This window comes from Marinomonas rhizomae (genome assembly GCF_003315485.1).
Taxonomy (GTDB): domain Bacteria; phylum Pseudomonadota; class Gammaproteobacteria; order Pseudomonadales; family Marinomonadaceae; genus Marinomonas; species Marinomonas rhizomae.
Genome location: NZ_QNSE01000003.1, coordinates 317,762 through 337,672, shown reverse-complemented (window position 1 = coordinate 337,672; position 19,911 = coordinate 317,762). Strand labels below are relative to the sequence as shown.

Here is a 19,911-nt window from a genome sequence, read left to right as displayed (position 1 = left end):
AAGGAATAGATAAATAGTAGGAAAGGGCGCTAGATAAGCAAAAAGATTTAAGTATTTGAAAATACATAAGAAAGGCGGTTGATATTTCGATTTGGCTGCGTATAATTGCGCTCCAAGGTCAACAGGCCTCCTTTATGGTGTCTCTGCTGGTCCCCTCGCAACGATAAACCGTTAATCTGGTCAGGTCCGGAAGGAAGCAGCCACAGCGGTGGACTTGTGTGCCGAGGTGCGGCTGGTAGAGATGCCACCTTAATCTCCCTTTTATTGATTGAAGCATAAAGTGACAAATTTGAACCATAAGTTGTCAAATTTGCAGTATATGCTGACATAACCTATTTTTAAGCTGTTATTTTGTTACAGCTTACAGCTTACAGCTTACAGGTATCGGTTAGTACAACCGCAATCTACGCAAACCAAGCCCAAAAAATATTTTCAAATTTTCTAGTTTTAAAAATGCTAGGACAATTATGTGTGAAAGTACCTTAGAGTTTGATGCTTTCATTTTGAATTCTCACCCTCAATCGCTTTATTTGAGTCACAGCTTATCATCAAATAAATTATAAAATTCGCTTCTTTAAAAAGCTGGCGTGAGCGTTTGCGCTTTTCTAATAAGTGCTAGAAGTTCGTGCTAGTGGTGTGATTGGGTATTGTTATATCTAAGACAACCTAGCAAACAGGCACATTGACGTAATTTTATACAGGGCGTCTTCCATGGCAGGGTCGCTTATGTTGTGTCCATGCTGCATACATTGGATACGGAGCATGGTTTGAGACTTGCAAGCTTAAAGTGTGATCGCTCTTATGAGTGGGATTTATTCGCATATTCCTTAGGTATTTTGTCATTTTGGCCAGTGATGGTGTAGAGCATCAATGATGTAAGTGTGTGTATGTGTTTTGTGCTCATCCTTTAGGTGTGGATGATTTGGTGGTAAATCGTTATGAGAATGCTCCAGATTAACGGATTTTTCTCTTGGCCAAACTGCCAGTGCTAATAAAATTGAGGCCAAGGTAATGCCAGCAAAGATTAGGAAAGTGACAGCTATACCATACGTTGCGCCGAGGTAGCCCGCTAGAGGGTAGGCAACTAGCCAGCAACTATGGGATAAAGAAAATTGAGCGGCAAATAAATCAGGCTTATCTTCTTTGTGTGCAGATCGGTTAAGTAGTCTACCCGATGGCGTTTGGATAAACGAATACCCTGCACCTAAAACACACCAAATAATCATGATGCCCATCAGTGTTTCGATCGCCGAGGCAGCGATAAGTCCAACCACAAGTATTGCCGCAGCCATAAGCATAATGGTTCTTTCTGTTAGCTTCTTGAGTAGCCAAGGAGATGCGAGTGCAGCGACCATGGAACCGGCTCCAAAGAAAATCATGGTGGTAGCCGTCGTTTGTTCACTTAAGCCTAATTCTCCTTGAACGATCACCACTGTGTTGATAAATACCATTGCTCCGGCTGCTGTGACAGCCATGTTCATAGCTAGCAACCCTCTTAATCGTGGTGTCGCCAAGTAAAAGCGAATCCCTCTAGTTACTCTATCTAAAAAGCCACATTGGGGTGTTCCAGTTTTTCCATCTGATAAGGGCAATGATGCTTGAAGAACTAATATTGCTGAGAAAGTAAAGCCTACCGTTGTGCCTAAGAATAAGCTTTGCCAGCTGGTGAATAAGAGAATTAGCGCGGCGATGCTTGGGCTGAGTATATTTTCTAGGTCATACGCTAAGCGAGATAGCGAGAGGGCTTTCGTGTATTCTTCTTCGTCTGGTAGGATATCCGCTAAGGTCGCTTGAAATAATGGTGTGAAACACGCTGAGGTTGCCTGAAGTAAAAAAATCAGAACAAATATATGCCAAACCTCGGAAACAAATGGAAGTAATAAGGCAACACATGCGCGGATTACATCAAGCGTAATGAGTGCCTGTTTTCTAGGTAAATAACGAATCAGGCTTGTGCCAATGGGGCTAATAAAGACATAGGCAATCATTTTGATCGACAGCGCTGTGCCTAATATCAATCCAGCATTGCCTCCCGCCAGTTCAAATGCGAGCAACCCAAGTGCAATGGTGGCAAATCCGGTGCCCAGTAACGCAATAATTTGAGCTAAAAACAGATGCCGGTAGGTGGAATTCAGTAACAGGCTGTACATAGTCAGTGGCTCATTAGAAGTCAATAATTCGATCTTACTCCTAGAAAAAAACTATCGCCAATCGATTTTTTGTGAGGGAGTATAAATTATTATCAACATGAAGTGTTTTAATTGTTGTAGATGGACTGAATGGTAGGTGTTGAACTATTTATGGTACGAAAGAGGTCACTTTTATCAATATCGAGCACGTTTAGAGCGCGAAGGATTGGTCGCTTAGTTGATTTAAAGCGTGGTCAGTAGCTTTAAAGCTAGCTGTGATGAAACCGCCAGTTAGGGCGCTGACTTTTCCTGAAGTTGAAAACATTAAAGATTTTTTTCTAGGAGTGGAAGGAGAGTAATATGTCTAAATGTATGCTAAGAAGTTGTGTTTTTTTAAATGAAGGCTTTAGTAGGTGTGCGGTTTTGTAAGAAGGGTGAGGCGCTAATGCCTCACCCTAGGTGATGCTGTATCAGATTTACTTAAGAAAATTACGCAACCGCAGAATCTTCTGCCTGAGCAACTTTCTGGTTTATTGTTGCCAACAGAGCTTGAATCGAGGCCGATACAATATCGTTATCAATCGCAACACCATTAAAGCGATCGCCATCAATATTAGCTTGAACATAAGCAATGGCTTGAGAGTTGCTGCCTACAGTTAACGCGTGCTCTTGGTATTGGATTATATCCACTCGCATGTTGAAGTGTTTGCCTAGAGCTTCGCTGAAAGCAGATAAGGCTCCGTTGCCATCCCCCGTAATTTTAACGCTGGTGTTGTTGCCAATAAGTTCTGCATGAACGGTATCTACATCGTCTTTTGCAAGATCATATTTACCCAATTTATAAGGCGTTGCCCCTGTCATGAAGCGGCTTTCAAATAGCTCTTTCATTGACTCTGCATTGACTACGCCGCCATCTTTTTCGGCATATTGTTGAACAATAGGGCTGAACTCTACTTGTAACCAGCGAGGTAAAGCTAAACCGTATTCTTGTTCAAGGGTGTAAGCGACACCGCCTTTACCTGATTGGCTGTTGACGCGAATAACTTCCTGGTAGCTGCGACCAACATCACGAGGGTCAATTGGTAGGTAAGCTACATCCCAAGGTTTGTCGTCGGTTTGGTTGGCCAAGCATTTTTTAATCGCATCTTGGTGAGAGCCAGAGAAGGCAGTAAACACCAATTCACCTGCGTATGGGTGACGCGGATGAACTTGTAGTAAGGTGCAAGCTTGAACTACGCTTATGATGCGGTCCATGTCTCCTAGTGCCAATTCTGGGTCAATGCCTTGGCTATAAATGTTCATCGCCATGGTGACGACATCCATGTTTCCTGTACGTTCGCCGTTGCCTAGCAATGTGCCTTCGATGCGGTCTGCGCCAGCCATCACACCTAGTTCTGCTGCTGCTACGCCACAGCCTCGATCGTTGTGTGTGTGTAGGCTGACAATCATGCTGTCGCGCTGTTTAACGTTGCGGCAGAAGTATTCAATCTGGTCTGCATAACGGTTAGGAGTGGAAACTTCTACAGTGGCAGGTAAATTGATAATGATTTTGTTTTCAGGTGTTGGTTGCCAAACTTCAGCAACGGCATCAACAACTTCAATAGCATAGTCGATTTCAGTGCCAGTGAAGCTTTCTGGTGAATATTGGAATACCCATTCTGTTTCTGGGTGTTTTGCAGCATGTTCTTTTACGCATTTAGCGCCATTTACTGCGATTTGTTTGATGCCTTCCATGTCCATGCGGAAAACTTGTTCACGTTGTGTTGTAGATGTTGAGTTGTAAACGTGAACAATGGCTTTTTTAGCACCTTTTAGGGATTCGTACGTGCGCTCGATCAATTCTGGGCGTGCTTGAGTCAACACTTGAATGTATACGTCGTCTGGCACTTGGTCTTCTTCAATCAACCAACGTACAAAGTCAAAATCTAATTGTGACGCAGCGGGAAAACCAACTTCGATTTCTTTAAATCCAACATCTACTAATAAGGCAAAAAATTGTTTCTTTTGTTCCACTGTCATTGGTTCTACCAATGCTTGGTTGCCATCACGCAGGTCAACACTAGACCAGATAGGGGCTTTAGTGATTTCTTGATCAGGCCATGTGCGGTTTGTAATGGCGACTGGTTTGAATGGCGTGTACTTTTTATGGTCAAAAGACGACATGATCTTGTCCTTATAAATAGGAGGTCGATAAACCTCGTTGTTATTAGTGCGTCTTGAGTAGGCGCTTTCTTTTCTTGGTGTTTCTTTGTTTTTCAGTTTGTATAGTGTAACTAAAAAATATGAGTAAAAGATTGCGTTTTTTATAAAAAAATCCTTTCTTGTGGCATTATATTGCGCAATAGATAATAAAATTGATGGTTTGGAGCTGATGATATGGGGTTTGATAAAATCGACTTGAATATTTTGCGCGAGTTACAGCAAGATTCTAGCTTAACGAATCAGGAGTTGGCGGATCGGGTGGGGCTTTCTGCATCACCCTGTTTGCGTCGAGTGAAAGCGCTTGAAGATATTGGAGTGATAGATCGTAAGGTGACTATTCTGAAAAAGTCGAGTTTGGGTCTAAAGTTGACGGCATTTTTGCAAATCAGTATGGATAGACACACGCCAGATCGTTTTAGTGTTTTTGAAGATCAAGTTGATGTTTTTCCTGAAGTAAGAAATTGCAACCTAGTGACCGGGCAAAACTGCGATTACTTGTTAGAAGTCGTAGTAGAAGATATGGAAAAGTATCATGATTTCTTATTAGGAAAGCTAACGCGTATTCCTGGTGTCACTGGTGTTCAGTCGAGTTTTTTGCTGCGCAGCGTCAAAGAGAGCACCTCTTTGCCTCTAGATCATTTGATTTAGAGGTTATTTCCTTATTTAGTATTGATATTTTAGCTTTTGACCAAATTAATGGGCGTTATACTTATTGCAGTAAAAAAGTCCCTAGTAGAGAAGTAGTATGAGTGATCTGACAATTAAGCGTCGAGTGACGATTCCCGTCAGGGCGGGCGACGTAATGGCCGAATTTATTTCCTTTAATGGTGATGATTCAGGTAAAGAACATATAGGGATATTTTTCGAAGGTACAAAATCAAAAGACGAAGACAGTATTCCATTAGTTCGTTTGCATTCGGAATGTCTGACTGGTGATGTATTTGGCTCTGGTCGTTGTGATTGTGGCGAGCAATTAGATGAAGCCATCGACCTTATTAATGAGCAGGGTGGTTATATTCTGTATTTGCGTCAAGAAGGGCGCGGCATTGGCTTGTATGCAAAATTAGAAGCTTATGCTTTACAGGACCAAGGTTATGACACTTATCAAGCCAACGAAATGCTACACCTCCCAGACGATGGGCGTGATTTCGGTGTGGGCGCTGATATGTTGAAAGCGCTTGGTGTTGCTAAAGTTAGATTGTTAACCAATAACCCAGATAAGGCGCAGCAGTTGATAGCGCATGGCATTGATGTTGCTGAGCTAGTTCCGACTAAGGTGCATGTTAATCAACATAACCGCTCCTATTTAGAAACCAAAGCGAAGCGTAAACAGCATACTTTGAAGTTTGATTAAGAGTAACTTGCAAGTTTTATGCTTTAGATAGACGTGTATAAAGAGAGAAACAATAAAGGCGCTGGTGAAGCGCCTTTATTGTTTCTATAGTACTGAATCAGTCTTATTTTTTACTAGGGGCTGGTTTTTTCTTTTTCTTCTTACTGCTTGGTGAGCGAGCTTTTGTTTTTGCCTCTAGTCCTTCAATGCGCCCAAACTTAATGTTGGCTTGCATAAAGCGTTGAATCTTTTCAATCATTGGCAAGTCGTTAATATCGATCAATGAGATGCAATCACCTGGCGCGCCTTCGCGTGAAGCACGTCCAGCTCTGTGAATATAGGAATCGGCTTTACGTGGAAGACGAAGGTTGATTACTGTGTTTATTTCTGGAAGGTCGATGCCGCGAGACGCGACATCCGTTGCCACTAACACTTGCAAGCGTCCACGCTTCATTTGTTTCATGTGTTCGCTGCGGTCGCCTTGTTTCATTTCACCATGCAAGCCATCACACATTAAGCCCATTTTACGAATTCGTTGAACCCATACATCTACATGTTCGCGGTTTGAAACAAATAATACGGCTTGTTGAACACGCTCTTGGGTGAGCAGGTGTTTTAATATGGCTTCTTTGTGCTCTTCGCTGTCTACACGATATGCGATTTGGCGGATTTGACTTGGTACAGTACGTGATGATTCACCTAGGCGAATTTGTTGGGTCTCGCTATTTAATAGTGCACTGGCAAAGCGTCCCATTTTCTCGCCTTCTAGTGTGGCGGAGAACATTAGCGTTTGGTGTTCATCGGGTAGTTCTTTGGCGATGTGGTTGATGGCGTTAACAAAACCCATATCTAACATTCGGTCGGCTTCGTCGATCACGAAATAAGACACATCAGTTAGATCAAGCCATTGCTTCTCATCTAGTTCAACTAAGCGACCAGGTGTTGCAATCAAAATATCGCATGGTTCACTTAGTTGTTGCTCTTGCATGCCGTAAGGTGTGCCACCAATGATGAGGTGTGATTGAATGCGTGTGTGCTGTGTAAGTTGCTCTACCACATTAAAGATTTGGCGTGCTAGCTCACGGCTCGGCGCTAAGATTAACACTTTTGGTGCCGTAGTGGATTGCTCATCACGGTCAAGGATATGCTGAATAGCTGGTGCGCAGAAGGCGATGGTTTTGCCTGTACCGGTTGGGGCGGTTGCAAGTAAGTCGGAACCATCTAAGGCAATTGGTATCGCTTGTTCTTGAATTTCTGTTGGGGACTCAAAGCCAATATCGCTAATGGCTTGTTCTATGGTGAAATCCAAATCTAATTCAGCAAATGACATGTAAACTCTCTGTAGCGGGATAAGTGGTACGACCAATTATGAATGTCATGAATTTACTATGGAAATCATAATAATTCTGGGCGTATGACCACTATAATGGACTGTATTTTGAATCATGATACCTTGTTTTATGAGGATTCGAAATCTAAACATCAGATGATGGCTGGATAAGTTAGACCCTTTGTTCGCTTTGTTCTAAAATGACAGCAAATATTTATAAGAAGACACGTTATGCTGTTATCAGATGAATTGGTCACCACCCAAACGATGGAATGGGTAAAAAGTTTTATTGTGGCGTTAAATGTTTGTCCTTTTGCTAAGCGTGAAGTGGAGCGCGACAGTGTTCGTTGTATGGTGCTGCGATCAAAGAAAATGGATGTGGCGCTAGAGGAGTTGATGGCGGAAATTCAGTGGTTGGATGAACATCCTGAGACCGAAACAACTTTGTTGATATTTCCAACCTTGTTTAAAGACTTTCATCGCTATTTAGATTTTGTAGAAACTGCTGAAAACCTTATGTTTGATCAGGGGTGTGAAGGTGTGTATCAATTGGCCACTTTTCATCCTGATTATTGTTTTTCAGGCGCAGAGCCAGATGATGTATCCAATTACACTAACCGTTCACCTTACCCAATGCTGCACCTTTTAAGAGAGGCAAGTGTTGATAAGGCGATTGAATTCTATGGTGATACTGCTGAGATACCGAATCAAAATATTGAAAAAATGGAAGAGCTTGGGAAGCCCAGGTTAGATGTTCTATTTGCCGCTTGTATGAAAGCAAATATTGACTAATTTATAAATTCAAAAATGAACTGTATTGTGCTTACAAATGAAGTGCGTATAGTGCGAAAAAAATTGCTTGCCGGAGATACCATGGCTACACAAATTGGACGCTTAAATACATTAAGAGTCGTTAAAGAAAAAGATTTTGGTGTGTATTTAGATGCCGATCAGTTAGGCGAAATTTTACTTCCTAAGCGTTACGTACCAAAAGACGTAACCGTTGATGATGAAGTGGAAGTTTTCGTTTATTTAGATTCGGATGATAAGTTAATTTCCACTACTGAGTTCCCTAAAGCGCAAGTAGGGGAGTTTGCGGCATTAACCTCTATAGCTGTAAACCAAGTCGGCGCGTTTTTTGATTGGGGCTTGCCGAAAGATTTATTGGTGCCTTTTAGTCAGCAAAAAAATCGCGTAGAGGAAGGTGAAACGCATTTGCTTTTCATTTACTTAGATCAAACGACTAATCGTATTGTGGCGACTACCAAAGTCGATGCCTTGTTAAATCGTGAAGAGGCTCCTTATCGAGTAGGTGATAAAGTCTCCATTATCATTGGTGATAAAACTAACATTGGCTTTAAGTGCGTTATTGATAACCGCTTTTGGGGGGTTCTGTTTTTCGAAGATGCGTTTAGACAGCTTTGCAAAGGTGAAAAAACAACGGGCTTTATTAAGCAGATGCGTGAAGACGGCAAGATTGATTTGAGCTTGCAAGAAGTTGGCTATAAAAAAGTACGCAATATATTAGATGATATTCTGGAGTATTTAGATGCTCATGGTGGTGAGTCGCCATTGACAGATAAGGCATCACCAGAAGCCATTTATGCTGTATTTAAGGTGAGTAAGGCAACCTATAAGAAGGCTTTGGGTGCGCTTTATAAAGAGAAAAAAATTCTGCTTACGAAAGAAAAAATTTCTAAAATCTAGTCTTGTTTGATCAATGAAAAAGCTACTAAGAAAGACTTAGTAGCTTTTTTTTGACCTCTTCACGTTGCTCTGAAAAAGCGACGCCGTCGTATAGTAAGCGTTGCACTGGTAACTCGATCGGGCTGTTCTCAAGCAAAAAACCTGAGATAAAACTGTTTTCTGTTTGGCGTTGCAGTCTGAGGTCTTCATGCATTGAAGAGCGATTTAAGCGGGTGAGTTGGGCGATGGTATTGACCCGATTTTTTAAGTTTTCTTGAGTTAAATGCTGGCTTTCTTGTGAGTAGCTAAATTTCGGGTGAGTAAATACATTTGATAGCTCAGATAATGTAGCGTCTATTAAAGGTTTAAACTCTTCATTAAGGATATCGCCATTATGAATGTTAAAAATAGCGGTTATAGGGTTGATTACGGCATTGACTGCCAGTTTTTCTATCATTCTTTGATGAATATTAGCAACGGTGAGTGATTCAATAGGGAAGGATTTAGCTGGCGTTGTTTGTTGCCATTCACCAAAGTAGGTGTCTCCTAATCCTGTGTGTTTTATATGGTTTGCCTCAATCTTCAGAACCCCTTCACTGGTTGTTCCCGCCCATAGAGTTTGTGTCTCTAATAATATATTTTGAAGTTCAGCTTGGGCGCCTATTCCATTGCACAGACAGGCGATGTTTGCCTGATCGCTAACATGGGCAGCCACTTGGGAGAAGGCATTTTTTAGATCGAATGACTTTGTGCAAATTAAAACTTTGTCATATTGATCGGTAAGCTCTTCAGCTTTGAAGCTTTTGATCTTATGTTTAGACACCGAAACTTGTTGTTGACCGTCTTCATCGGTTAGTGATTCCAGGGTGATTTTTTTTCCCGGACTCTCTGAGCGGTACACTAGATGGACTTTATTGCCGAGTTTTTCTAGCTTACAGGCCCAAAAAAGGCCGATAGCGCCAGCGCCGATGACTAACCAGGGCGTATTCTTCATAATAGGTTTCCATTAGGTGTTTTATTTCAATCCCTGTTATTATCGCTCCAAAATACATTATTGAAAATGCAAAGGAGCAGAAAATGCCATCATTTGACGTAGTCTCTGAGTTAGATTGGCACGAAGTCACTAACGCAGTCGATCAGGCAAACAGAGAAATTACAACGCGTTATGACTTTAAGGGTGTGAAAGCACACTACGAAATTAAAGATAAAAAAAGCGTCGTCATGGAAGCTGAGGCTGAGCCTCAACTTCGTCAGATGTCCGATATTTTAAACCAAAAACTGGTTGGCCGTAGCATTGATTTGAAAAGTTTAGAAAAAGAGGATGTTGTCAAAGGGAATCTGCGCGTTTCTCAAGCGGTTAAAATGAAAGAAGGTCTTGAAACAGACGAAGCGAAAAAAATCGTCAAAATGATCAAGGACAGCAAGGCGAAAGTTCAAGCTCAGATTCAAGGTGATCAGCTTCGTGTTACGGGCAAAAAGCGTGATGACCTTCAGCAAGTGATGGCATTATTGCGTGGTGCGGATTTGGCTCAGCCAGTTCAATTTACAAATTTTAGAGATTAGCGCTATTGAGAGAGCCGCCAGTCATGCTTACTTGGCGGCCTCCTTCACGGATTTGAGAACTCATTGATGGTTAATTTGTTACCTACAATGATCCAGCCTTCCTTTTCCAGTTTCTCTTTTTGCCTTAAAAAACCATCGGTGTTTTCTGCAAAACTAATCCTTTTTTGAGCGTTGACCACCCTATGCCAGGGTAATTTAGTGTTCTTTGGGAGCTTTTTCATTAAACTGCCAACTTGTCTTGCATAACCAGGAAAACCAGCGAGTTTTGCAAGTTCTCCGTAAGCAATGCATTCGCCCTTGGGAATTTCACTTAAAATATGAAACACCTGTGATTTAAATCTATCTATCGGTTGATTCGTCACATTTGGCCCTTAAATAAATAACTACATTTAAAACAAAGAAGGTAAATATGAGATTTGCACTTTTGCTTTTCATACTCGTCCCCGTTATTGAACTATCCGTACTGATTAAGGTTGGTAGCCAAATTGGCGCGCTAGCAACGATTGGTTTGGTCTTTTTGACCGCTATTTTAGGCGTGACGTTAATTCGTAAGCAAGGCTTAGAGACGTCATTGAAAGCCCAAGAGAAAATGCGTCGTGGAGAATTACCCGCTTCTGAAGTCGCTGAAGGTATTATGTTACTTTTTGCTGGCTTATGTTTGTTAATTCCTGGCTTTGTGACTGATGTCATTGGTGGTTTGCTGCTAATTCCGGCTTTGCGTAAATTATTTGCGGCAGGTTTGTTGGTTAATTTCGTTGCATCTATGGTGAAAAAAGGGTCTAAATGGGCACCTTATGGTGGTTATGATGCTCAGTCTCAAGGCGAGACGTTTGATGGTGAGTATTCAAAAGAAACTAAAGATGACAATGACTTAATAGATAAAAAATAATTTTTTCTGCAGGGTTGAAATTGGCTTGTATAGCCGTATATAGAACCTTGTTAAAGATTCCTACTATGTATCAGTAGGGTTATCCAGCCAGGGGAGTCCTGGTATCGTTTTTAATTGGAGAGATTGATCAATGAATATTCGTCCTTTGCACGATCGTGTCGTTGTTCGACGTAAAGAAGAAGAAACAACAACCGCATCTGGTATCGTCCTGCCTGGATCTGCAACTGAAAAGCCTACTCAAGGCGAGGTCTTGGCTGTTGGCACTGGCCGTATTCAATCAAATGGCGACGTGCAGGCTTTAGCTGTTAGTGTTGGTGATACAGTGCTGTTCGGTCAGTACTCGGGTCAGACAGTGAAAATCAATGGTGAAGAGCTACTTATTATGAAAGAAGACGAAATTTACGGTGTGGTTGAAGCCTAGTTTGTCTTTGTGGTTCATATTCTATTTGTAACACTTAAAAACAGTTAAGGGTAAAAAAATGGCAGCTAAAGAAGTTAAATTTGGTGATAGTGCTCGTCAGCAAATGCTGAAAGGTGTGAACGTTCTTGCAGATGCAGTAAAAGTAACTTTGGGGCCAAAAGGTCGTAACGTCGTAATCGAAAAATCATTTGGTTCACCGCTTGTGACCAAAGATGGTGTGACTGTTGCTAAAGAAATCGAACTAGAAAATAAGTTCGAAAACATGGGCGCACAAATGGTAAAAGAAGTTGCGTCTCAGGCAAATGATGTGGCTGGTGATGGTACAACAACGGCAACTGTTTTAGCTCAAGCGCTTGTAACGGAAGGCTTAAAATCTGTTGCTGCGGGTCGCAACCCAATGGACCTTAAGCGCGGTATTGATAAAGCAGCAGCGGCTGTTGTTAAAGAACTTGCTGCTTTGTCTACGCCATGTACTGATACTCGTGCTATTGAGCAAGTGGGTACTATCTCTGCAAACTCGGATTCTTCTGTTGGTAAAATCATTGCTGAGGCAATGGAGCGCGTAGGTAAAGAAGGCGTGATTACTGTTGAAGAAGGTTCTGGTTTTGATGATGAGCTAGCGGTAGTTGAAGGTATGCAGTTTGACCGCGGTTACCTATCTCCTTACTTCATTAATAATCAAGAGACAATGAGCGCTGAATTGGAAAATCCGTTCATCTTATTGGTTGATAAAAAAATCACTAATATTCGTGAATTGCTACCAGTATTGGAAGGTGTTGCGAAAGCGTCTCGTCCTTTGTTGATCATTGCGGAAGACGTTGAAGGTGAAGCATTAGCTACTTTAGTTGTTAACAGTATGCGCGGAATCGTGAAAGTTGCTGCTACTAAAGCGCCTGGTTTTGGTGATCGTCGTAAAGCAATGCTTGAAGATATTGCTGTTCTTTCTGGTGCGACTGTTATTTCTGAAGAAGTTGGTCTGAGTCTAGAAACAGCGACTCTTGAGCAGCTAGGTACGGCTAAGCGTGTTACTTTGACTAAAGAAAGTACAACGATTGTCGATGGTGCAGGCCAAGCCGCTAACATCACAAGCCGCGTTGAGCAAATTCGCGCTGAAATCGCGAACTCATCTTCTGATTATGATAAAGAAAAACTTCAAGAACGTGTTGCGAAATTGGCTGGCGGCGTTGCTGTTATCAAAATTGGTGCGGCAACTGAAGTGGCAATGAAAGAGAAGAAGGCTCGTGTAGATGATGCTCTTCATGCGACTAGAGCTGCAGTTGAAGAAGGTGTTGTTGCTGGTGGTGGCGTGGCTTTGGTTCGAGCATTGACTAAAGTTGTTGAGCTAGCAGGTGACAATGAAGATCAAGACGTGGGTATTGCTTTGGCTTTGCGTGCGATGGAAGCGCCAATGCGTCAGATCGTCACTAACGCTGGTGATGAAGCGTCTGTCGTTGTAGACAAGGTTAAGCAAGGTGAAGGTAACTACGGTTACAACGCTGCAACGGGTGAATACGGCGATATGCTAGAAATGGGTATCCTAGATCCGGCTAAAGTGACTCGCTCTGCACTTCAAGCAGCGGCATCTGTAGCGGGTCTGATGATCACTACTGAAGCGATGATTGCTGATTTGCCAAAAGAAGAAGCTGCTGGCATGCCTGATATGGGTGGCATGGGCGGAATGGGTGGTATGGGCGGGATGATGTGATCCCTGATCCCTTTCTAACCCACTGAAATAAAAGAAAACCTCGCTATTTGGCGGGGTTTTTTTTTATAATCTGCTTTCAGGGTAATGAGATTCATTATCAAACGTTGGTTGTTGAAGGTGTTCTTAATGGGACTGTTGTCGCAGAAGGTGTTGTTGGAGTTGATAGAGGCTAAGCGGTTTGGTGTTGAGTACCAGCCGATAGTAGAGTTGAAAACAGGTGATGTGTTTGCGTTTGAGGCTCTCTCTCGGTTTAGGTCATTAAAGGGTGACTTTATTCGACCTGATTATGTTTATGCTGCTCTACATGATAATCCATTGCTGTTATTTCAGGTGGAATTTGCTCAAAAGAAAATACAGCTGGAGAACTTGTCTTCAGCAGAAAGGATTTTTGTGAATCTTGATCAGGATGCTTTTTATGCTTGTGGTCAAAGTGTGGAAGACAACGCTTTTATTCAGCTTATACAGTCTGCTGGACGAGATAGGGTGGTCGTTGAGTTAATAGAGAATTCTGAAATCAGTGATGCATTGATGAGTTTATCGATGATTGAGGCGTTTAACGGATTGGAAGTTCGGACGGCATTAGATGATTTATGTAACCCTAAATCTATGCTGTCTGTTGCCGTTCTGCAGCTGGTAGAGTGGGTGAAGTTGGATAAATATGTGCTAGAAAAGAGATTGGATGCTAATTTTATGGTATTCGTATCAAAAATAATTGATTTTGCTCATGCAACGGGTAAACAAGTTATCCTCGAAGGTGTTGAATGTGAAGAGGATCTTATTTTTGCTCGAAAAATTGGGGTCGACTTTGTTCAAGGCTTTTATTTTAGGAGTGGTTTTTTGGAGTATTCTTTGTAAAAGATGCATTGCTTTTGTATTTTTTATCTTTCTCTTACGTTAAGTGCAAACCATTGATTCTAAAGCTATTGATAAATGCTCACCTGTGTAAGATACTTGTTCAGATATTTATGTCCATAATTTGTAAATAAAGGGAAGCTTATGCTCAGAAAAACCCTCGTTAGTATTGCTGTGTCAGGTGCGCTATATGTGTCCAGCAGTTACGCATTGGAACTGGGTGAGTTGACCTCTCAATCAAATTTGGGCGAACCTTATCGTGGGAAAATTGAGCTCTCTGATGTGGGGACTTTGACTGACAACGATATATTAATTCGTCTGGGCAGTGAAAGTGAATTTCGTCAAGCAGGATTTGCACCGACCAGAGTTCTTTCTCAGTTAAAATTCGATGTAGTTCGTGAAAATGGTGATTATGTCGTTGCCGTGTCGTCTGATCAGCCATTAAGAGTGGATGAATTGCATTTTGTGTTAGCTGCTCGTTGGCCTAGTGGTCAGATCGTTCGAGAATATCAAACGCCATTGAATCAATCTGCACTGGTTAACAAAGCGCAAAAAGAAGTTGTCCAGTCTACACCTGTTGTTTCTAATGAATCTGATCAGACTGTCTTTCGAGAGGCTACGCTTGCGGCAGAAAAATTGACTGCCAAAGGTCAAATGAATGTGGTGAAAGGCAATACGCTTTGGTCTATTGCGGGTCAAAATCGGCCAACGAATCAACTCACCATTTATCAAACGATGATGGCAATTCAGGCTCTTAATAAAGACGCATTTTATTCTGATAACATTAACCTTCTAAAAGAGGGGGCGATCTTACGTTTACCGACGCAGGATCAAATTGCACTCTTTAATAAATCCATTTCAGAGGAAGAGTTTCAACGCCAGCATGATGCTTGGATGGCTTTAAAAGGCGCTCAAGGGAATTCAACCGTAGAACAAGCTCAATTGAACACTCAGGCTACGGCGAAGGCGGCAGCGCCTGACAGCGCGGCGGGCGGTGATAAGTTAACGTTGGCCTCTGGGCAAAGTTTACTGCCTGAAAATGCGGCTAGCTCCAATGCGGGAGATGGTCACAGCGCGGCTTTAACTGCTTTGCAGGGAGAGCTATCTGCTTCGCAAGAGCTGTTAGACAAAGAGCAGCGTGAAAAAGCTGAATTATCAGGTCAATTAGGAGACCTTAATAAGCAGTTGGAAACGCTAGAGAAGCTTATTAGCTTGAAAGATAAGCAAATGGCAGATTTGCAGCAGCAATTTGCTAGTGCTCAACAAGCATTGCAAGAGCAAAAAAACACCGTCGATCAGCTTCTAGAAGCTGACCAGATGCGCAGAGAAAAAGAGCAGGCTGAAGCGGATTCATTAGTTAATAAGATATTTGGCAACCCAATTGTTGTGGCTATTGGTGCTGTAGTATTGCTCTTGCTTGGATTCTTGATTGGTTTGGTGATGCGCCGAGCAGGAAAGAAACAGGAGGATCAAGAGCCTCTAAAAAAGGATGAGTTTGATTTGTCTTCTGCTGCCGCTGCGGCTCCCGTCGTGGCGACAGATTTTGCTCTAGGTAATGAAGATACCGCTGAGGAAGAAGAGTTCAAAGAAGAGTTGAAGGAAGAGGATCCTTTTGCCTTTGACTTCGATACTTCTGATGAGGATGACGACTTAGACGATTTTAGCTCTTTTGGGGATGAAATTGACTCTGCAGATATTGAAAATTCAGCCGTGACGGATGATGTTGATTTTTCTGAAGACTCAGATGCTGAGTTTGAAAGCGCGCTAGAAGAGGATGTATTTGCATCGTTTGATGAAGCTGATGATATCCCTGAGCCTGTTGCTGATCTTGATGAAGAGGACGAACTAGAGTCTTTCGTGGAAGATGATATTCCAACAATGACACCTGATTCGGTTGAATCAGATGATGATGTAGAGACAGATGTTAATTTCGATGATGCAGTCGAAAGCGAGGAAGAGTCTTTTGTTTCTAGTTTACTAAATGATGCGGATCAGGATGATGTTGATGAGTCGTCTATTTTTAGTGGCACTCCAGACGATTCTTTGGCCAATTCGATAGAAGAAACATTAGCGGAAGCTCAACAAGAAGATGAGATTGAAGTTCCTTCATTTGGTGAATCAGAAGCCGCTGCGGATGAGGAAGTGAGTGATGAGGAAGAAGACTTTGATTTCTTTGATGCCAGCGGTGATGAAGTTGCAACCAAGTTAGATTTAGCAAGAGCCTATATGGATATGGGTGATGAAGAGGGTGCACGAGTCATTTTAGATGATGTCATTGAATCGGGTAATGAGCAGCAAATTGCTGAAGCGCAGAATATGATGGAGCGAATGTTCCCAAGTGACTAAAAAAGTAGTACTAGTTGTTGAATATAATGGCTCTGAATATAAGGGCTGGCAAGCGCAAAAGTTTGGTGTTCCAAGTGTTCAGGAGAATTTAGAAAAGGCGTTGGCCGTTATCGCAAATCATCCGGTTAAGGTGGTTTGTGCTGGTCGAACTGACTCTGGCGTTCATGCAAGCGCTCAAGTGGTTCACTTTGAGACAGACGTTGAACGTAACGAGCGTGCATGGACGGTAGGAGTTAATACCTATCTTCCTACAGATATTACCGTTGTAGCTGCGAGATCTGTTTCAGATGATTTCCATGCTCGCTTTAGTGCGTTAAGCCGTCGATACCGTTATGTCATTTACTCGTCGGATTTTTGTCCGGCAATATTGGCTAAAGGAGTGACTTGGACATACAAAGCACTTGATGTCGATGCTATGAAAGAAGCTGCGACAGTATTCTTAGGGACTCACGATTTCTCTTCTTTTAGGGCGATTGGCTGCCAAGCCAATACGCCTATCCGCACGATTCTAAATTTTGATGTACAGCAGCTAGGGCAATATATTGTCCTAGATGTAAGAGCTAACGCTTTTTTGCATCATATGATTCGTAATTTTGCAGGTGTTTTGATGTCAATCGGAGCCGGTGAGAAGCCAGTAGCTTGGGCTAAAGAAACTCTTGATGCAAAGGATCGTACCAAGGGGGGGATTACCGCTCCGCCAACTGGGCTGTATTTTGTGGATGCTCAATACCCTGATAGCTTTAATGTCCCTAAGCGACATTTAGGTCCTCATTTTTTACCTTATGTAGACGAGCCTACTTATGAATTGCCGAGTTAAAATCTGCGGGATAACCAATTTGGATGATGCGATTATGGCGTGTCGTCATGGTGCTGACGCTTTAGGCTTTGTCTTCTACAATAAAAGCCCAAGGAGCGTTACTCCCGATGTGGCGAATTCAATTGTTTCTCAATTACCGCCATTTGTAACGCCCGTTGCTTTATTTGTTGATGCGGATGAATCTCTTATTCAGACTGTAATTACTGGTAGTCCCCGGTGGGTTATTCAGTTTCACGGTAGCGAGTCAGAGTCTCAGTGCGCTGCTTATCAGCGGCCTTATATGAAGGCATTAAGAATTCAGTCAGGAGATGATGTTGCGGCTTTAGTTGCTGAGTATCCAACTGCAAGTGCTATGTTATTGGATGCCTATAAAGCAGGTGTTCCAGGGGGAACCGGAGAAGTATTTGATTGGTCTTTAATACCGGCACGCTTGTCTAAGCCGATTGTCTTGGCCGGCGGTCTTACACCACAAAATGTTAGGCAAGCAATTGAACAAGTGAAGCCCTATGCCGTTGATGTAAGCGGCGGTGTTGAATTATCCAAGGGCATTAAGAGTGATCTTAAAGTTCAAGAATTTATTAGTGGAGCGAAATGTGGATAGCAAAGATATTAACTTAGATTTACCTGATTCTCATGGTCGTTTTGGTCCTTACGGCGGCATATTTGTTTCAGAAACGCTGATGTCTGCTTTGGATGATCTGGCAGAAATGTATGAACGCTTATCTAAAGACAGTGCTTTTCAAGCCGCTTTTGATCATGACTTAGCGCATTATGTTGGTCGCCCATCGCCTTTGTATTTTGCAGAGCGATTAACGGAAAAAGCGGGTGGAGCCAAAATTTATCTGAAACGTGAGGATTTAAATCATACTGGCGCTCACAAGATAAACAATACAATTGGTCAGGCCTTACTTGCTAAGCATATGGGGAAGCCAAACATTATCGCAGAAACCGGAGCTGGCCAGCATGGTGTTGCTTCTGCAACTGTTGCCGCTCGGTTGGGGTTGAAGTGTAAGGTTTTTATGGGGGCGGAGGATATTCGTCGTCAGTCACTTAATGTTTATCGGATGAAACTATTGGGCGCGGAAGTGATTTCGGTTGAGTCTGGTACTAAGACATTAAAAGATGCGCTGAATGAAGCGATGCGTTATTGGGTTGGAAATGTAGACGATACTTTTTATATTATTGGTACAGCGGCTGGTCCTCATCCTTATCCTAAACTGGTGCGCGATTTTCAATCGGTTATCGGTCGCGAGACTAAGGCTCAATGTTTGGCTCAAGAAGGTCGTTTACCTGATGCTTTAGTGGCCTGTGTTGGTGGAGGCTCTAATGCTATTGGTATGTTTCATCCATTTATAAAAGATGAAAGTGTTGCTATGTATGGTGTGGAAGCGGGTGGTGACGGTGTTGAAACTGGTCGCCATGCCGCACCATTGAGTGCTGGTCGTCCTGGTGTTCTACATGGTAATCGTACTTATGTCATGGCTGATGATGATGGTCAAATCATTGGTACTCATTCTATCTCGGCGGGTTTGGATTATCCCGGTGTCGGTCCAGAGCATGCTTGGCTGAAAGATATTGGTCGTGCTAACTATGTGGCAATCAATGACGATGAGGCAATGGATGGTTTCCGTGATTTAACGCGCTTGGAAGGAATAATGCCAGCACTTGAATCAAGCCATGCCGTTGCTTACGGGATGAAATTAGCCGCGACGATGGAAAAAGATAAGATTGTCGTCATTAATCTTTCTGGTCGCGGTGATAAAGATATTCTTACTGTTGCAGAATTAGATGGGATAGATGTATGAGTTGCATTAAACAATGTTTTGAAAATTTAGAAAAATCTGGTAAAAAGGCGCTCATTCCGTATATCACAGCTGGAGACCCTAATCCTGAATCTACAGTGACCTTAATGAATGCTTTGGTAGAATCTGGAGCGGATGTTATTGAAATCGGCATGCCTTTTTCAGACCCTATGGCTGATGGTCCAGTGATTCAATTGGCTTGTGAACGAAGCTTAGCCGCAGGAACCAGCGTCAAAAAAGTGCTGCAAATCATCTCTGAATTTAGACTAGGCAATACAACAACGCCGGTCGTTTTGATGGGATATTTGAACCCAATCGAGTTTTTTGGTTACCAGGCATTTTCTGATGCAGCAAAAGAAGCGGGCGTTGATGGCATTTTATTAGTAGATCTGACTCCTGAAGAGGCGACAGATGTAGTAGAATGCTTCCGAAAGAACGAGATAGATCTTATTTATTTGCTATCACCTACGACAACACCGGAGCGAGCAAAGAAAATTTGTGATTTGGCTTCAGGGTATGTGTACTACGTTTCAGTGAAAGGGGTAACCGGTTCTGCTGAACTAGATGTTGAAAGTGTTAAAAAACATGTGGATTCATTACGTGAAATTACCTCCTTACCTATTGGGGTCGGTTTTGGTATACGTGATGCAAAAACTGCAGCAGCAGTAAGTAAATGTGCTGATGGCGTCATTGTTGGTAGTGTATTAGTGAATGCTATCGCTGAGAATAAAGATCATCAAAAAGAATATGTGGCTGACGCTTTACGTACTATTTTATTGCCTATGCGCAATGAGATGGATGCTTAAGCGGTAGCAAACGAGTAATGTGGAGAAGTA

General features: G+C 42.4%; 19 protein-coding genes, 1 other RNA gene and 1 pseudogene. 15 read left to right on the top strand and 6 right to left on the bottom strand.

From position 1 onward, the window contains the following. The first annotated feature begins 144 nt into the window (after positions 1–144). An RNA gene (gene ffs / locus DFP80_RS05180) (signal recognition particle sRNA small type) lies at positions 145–241 on the top strand. Positions 242–618: 377 nt separating this feature from the next. Here ffs and DFP80_RS20850 read toward each other — a convergent pair. The 3 genes and pseudogenes from DFP80_RS20850 to leuA form a co-directional block, all read right to left on the bottom strand. Then, a pseudogene (locus DFP80_RS20850) lies at positions 619–770 on the bottom strand (transposase); the annotation flags it as partial. A 69-nt stretch (positions 771–839) separates the two neighbouring features. Continuing rightward, a complete protein-coding gene (locus tag DFP80_RS05175) occupies positions 840–2,174 on the bottom strand; it encodes an MFS transporter (protein ID WP_241560190.1) in 1,335 nt (444 codons plus the stop codon). Positions 2,175–2,618: 444 nt separating this feature from the next. After that, the gene (gene leuA / locus DFP80_RS05170; protein ID WP_113915746.1) at positions 2,619–4,292 is read right to left on the bottom strand and encodes a 2-isopropylmalate synthase; all 1,674 of its coding nucleotides are present in this window, start codon (positions 4,290–4,292) and stop codon (positions 2,619–2,621) included. Between the two features lie 213 nt (positions 4,293–4,505). Here leuA and DFP80_RS05165 point away from each other — a divergent pair, with 213 nt between their 5' ends. Beyond that, positions 4,506–4,979: an Lrp/AsnC family transcriptional regulator gene (locus DFP80_RS05165; protein WP_113915745.1), complete on the top strand. Its 474-nt coding sequence runs from the start codon at positions 4,506–4,508 to the stop codon at positions 4,977–4,979. Between the two features lie 97 nt (positions 4,980–5,076). After that, positions 5,077–5,685, top strand: a complete 609-nt coding sequence (gene ribA / locus DFP80_RS05160) for a GTP cyclohydrolase II (protein WP_113915744.1) — start codon at positions 5,077–5,079, stop codon at positions 5,683–5,685. A 103-nt stretch (positions 5,686–5,788) separates the two neighbouring features. Here ribA and DFP80_RS05155 read toward each other — a convergent pair whose 3' ends face one another. Next, complete coding sequence (locus DFP80_RS05155) at positions 5,789–6,994, bottom strand: DEAD/DEAH box helicase (protein ID WP_113915743.1); 1,206 nt, start codon at positions 6,992–6,994, stop codon at positions 5,789–5,791. A gap of 231 nt (positions 6,995–7,225) precedes the next feature. On the opposite strand from DFP80_RS05155, the gene DFP80_RS05150 reads away from it, so the two are divergent. Further along, complete coding sequence (locus tag DFP80_RS05150; RefSeq protein ID WP_113915742.1) at positions 7,226–7,786, top strand: DUF1415 domain-containing protein; 561 nt, start codon at positions 7,226–7,228, stop codon at positions 7,784–7,786. A gap of 81 nt (positions 7,787–7,867) precedes the next feature. Further along, complete coding sequence (locus tag DFP80_RS05145) at positions 7,868–8,701, top strand: CvfB family protein (protein WP_113915761.1); 834 nt, start codon at positions 7,868–7,870, stop codon at positions 8,699–8,701. A gap of 25 nt (positions 8,702–8,726) precedes the next feature. Here DFP80_RS05145 and DFP80_RS05140 read toward each other — a convergent pair whose 3' ends face one another. Continuing rightward, positions 8,727–9,674, bottom strand: a complete 948-nt coding sequence (locus tag DFP80_RS05140) for a ketopantoate reductase family protein (RefSeq protein WP_113915741.1) — start codon at positions 9,672–9,674, stop codon at positions 8,727–8,729. An 83-nt stretch (positions 9,675–9,757) separates the two neighbouring features. Here DFP80_RS05140 and DFP80_RS05135 point away from each other — a divergent pair, with 83 nt between their 5' ends. After that, positions 9,758–10,243, top strand: a complete 486-nt coding sequence (locus DFP80_RS05135) for a YajQ family cyclic di-GMP-binding protein (RefSeq protein WP_113915740.1) — start codon at positions 9,758–9,760, stop codon at positions 10,241–10,243. Positions 10,244–10,287: 44 nt separating this feature from the next. Here the strand turns inward: DFP80_RS05135 and DFP80_RS05130 are convergent, their stop codons facing one another. After that, the gene (locus DFP80_RS05130; protein WP_113915739.1) at positions 10,288–10,605 is read right to left on the bottom strand and encodes an MGMT family protein; all 318 of its coding nucleotides are present in this window, start codon (positions 10,603–10,605) and stop codon (positions 10,288–10,290) included. A 47-nt stretch (positions 10,606–10,652) separates the two neighbouring features. On the opposite strand from DFP80_RS05130, the gene DFP80_RS05125 reads away from it, so the two are divergent. The 9 genes from DFP80_RS05125 (at position 10,653) to trpA (ending at position 19,881) form a co-directional block, all read left to right on the top strand. Continuing rightward, positions 10,653–11,132, top strand: a complete 480-nt coding sequence (locus DFP80_RS05125; RefSeq protein ID WP_113915738.1) for an FxsA family protein — start codon at positions 10,653–10,655, stop codon at positions 11,130–11,132. Between the two features lie 130 nt (positions 11,133–11,262). Continuing rightward, complete coding sequence (locus DFP80_RS05120; protein ID WP_024022707.1) at positions 11,263–11,553, top strand: co-chaperone GroES; 291 nt, start codon at positions 11,263–11,265, stop codon at positions 11,551–11,553. Positions 11,554–11,611: 58 nt separating this feature from the next. After that, positions 11,612–13,258: a chaperonin GroEL gene (groL, locus tag DFP80_RS05115; RefSeq protein WP_113915737.1), complete on the top strand. Its 1,647-nt coding sequence runs from the start codon at positions 11,612–11,614 to the stop codon at positions 13,256–13,258. Between the two features lie 126 nt (positions 13,259–13,384). Continuing rightward, on the top strand, positions 13,385–14,113 hold the full coding sequence (locus DFP80_RS05110; protein WP_113915736.1) for an EAL domain-containing protein: 729 nt from the start codon (positions 13,385–13,387) through the stop codon (positions 14,111–14,113). 141 nt (positions 14,114–14,254) lie between these two features. Then, positions 14,255–16,456, top strand: a complete 2,202-nt coding sequence (locus tag DFP80_RS05105; RefSeq protein ID WP_113915735.1) for a motility hub landmark protein FimV — start codon at positions 14,255–14,257, stop codon at positions 16,454–16,456. Then, on the top strand, positions 16,449–17,273 hold the full coding sequence (gene truA / locus DFP80_RS05100) for a tRNA pseudouridine(38-40) synthase TruA (RefSeq protein WP_113915734.1): 825 nt from the start codon (positions 16,449–16,451) through the stop codon (positions 17,271–17,273). Before DFP80_RS05105 ends, truA begins: the two co-directional genes overlap by 8 nt. Then, positions 17,257–17,874, top strand: coding sequence for a phosphoribosylanthranilate isomerase (locus DFP80_RS05095; protein ID WP_113915733.1), 618 nt, complete (start codon positions 17,257–17,259; stop codon positions 17,872–17,874). Before truA ends, DFP80_RS05095 begins: the two co-directional genes overlap by 17 nt. Then, the gene (trpB, locus tag DFP80_RS05090) at positions 17,867–19,078 is read left to right on the top strand and encodes a tryptophan synthase subunit beta (protein WP_113915732.1); all 1,212 of its coding nucleotides are present in this window, start codon (positions 17,867–17,869) and stop codon (positions 19,076–19,078) included. Before DFP80_RS05095 ends, trpB begins: the two co-directional genes overlap by 8 nt. Further along, positions 19,075–19,881: a tryptophan synthase subunit alpha gene (gene trpA, locus DFP80_RS05085; RefSeq protein WP_113915731.1), complete on the top strand. Its 807-nt coding sequence runs from the start codon at positions 19,075–19,077 to the stop codon at positions 19,879–19,881. The genes trpB and trpA overlap by 4 nt, the downstream gene beginning before the upstream one ends. Positions 19,882–19,911 lie beyond the last annotated feature (30 nt).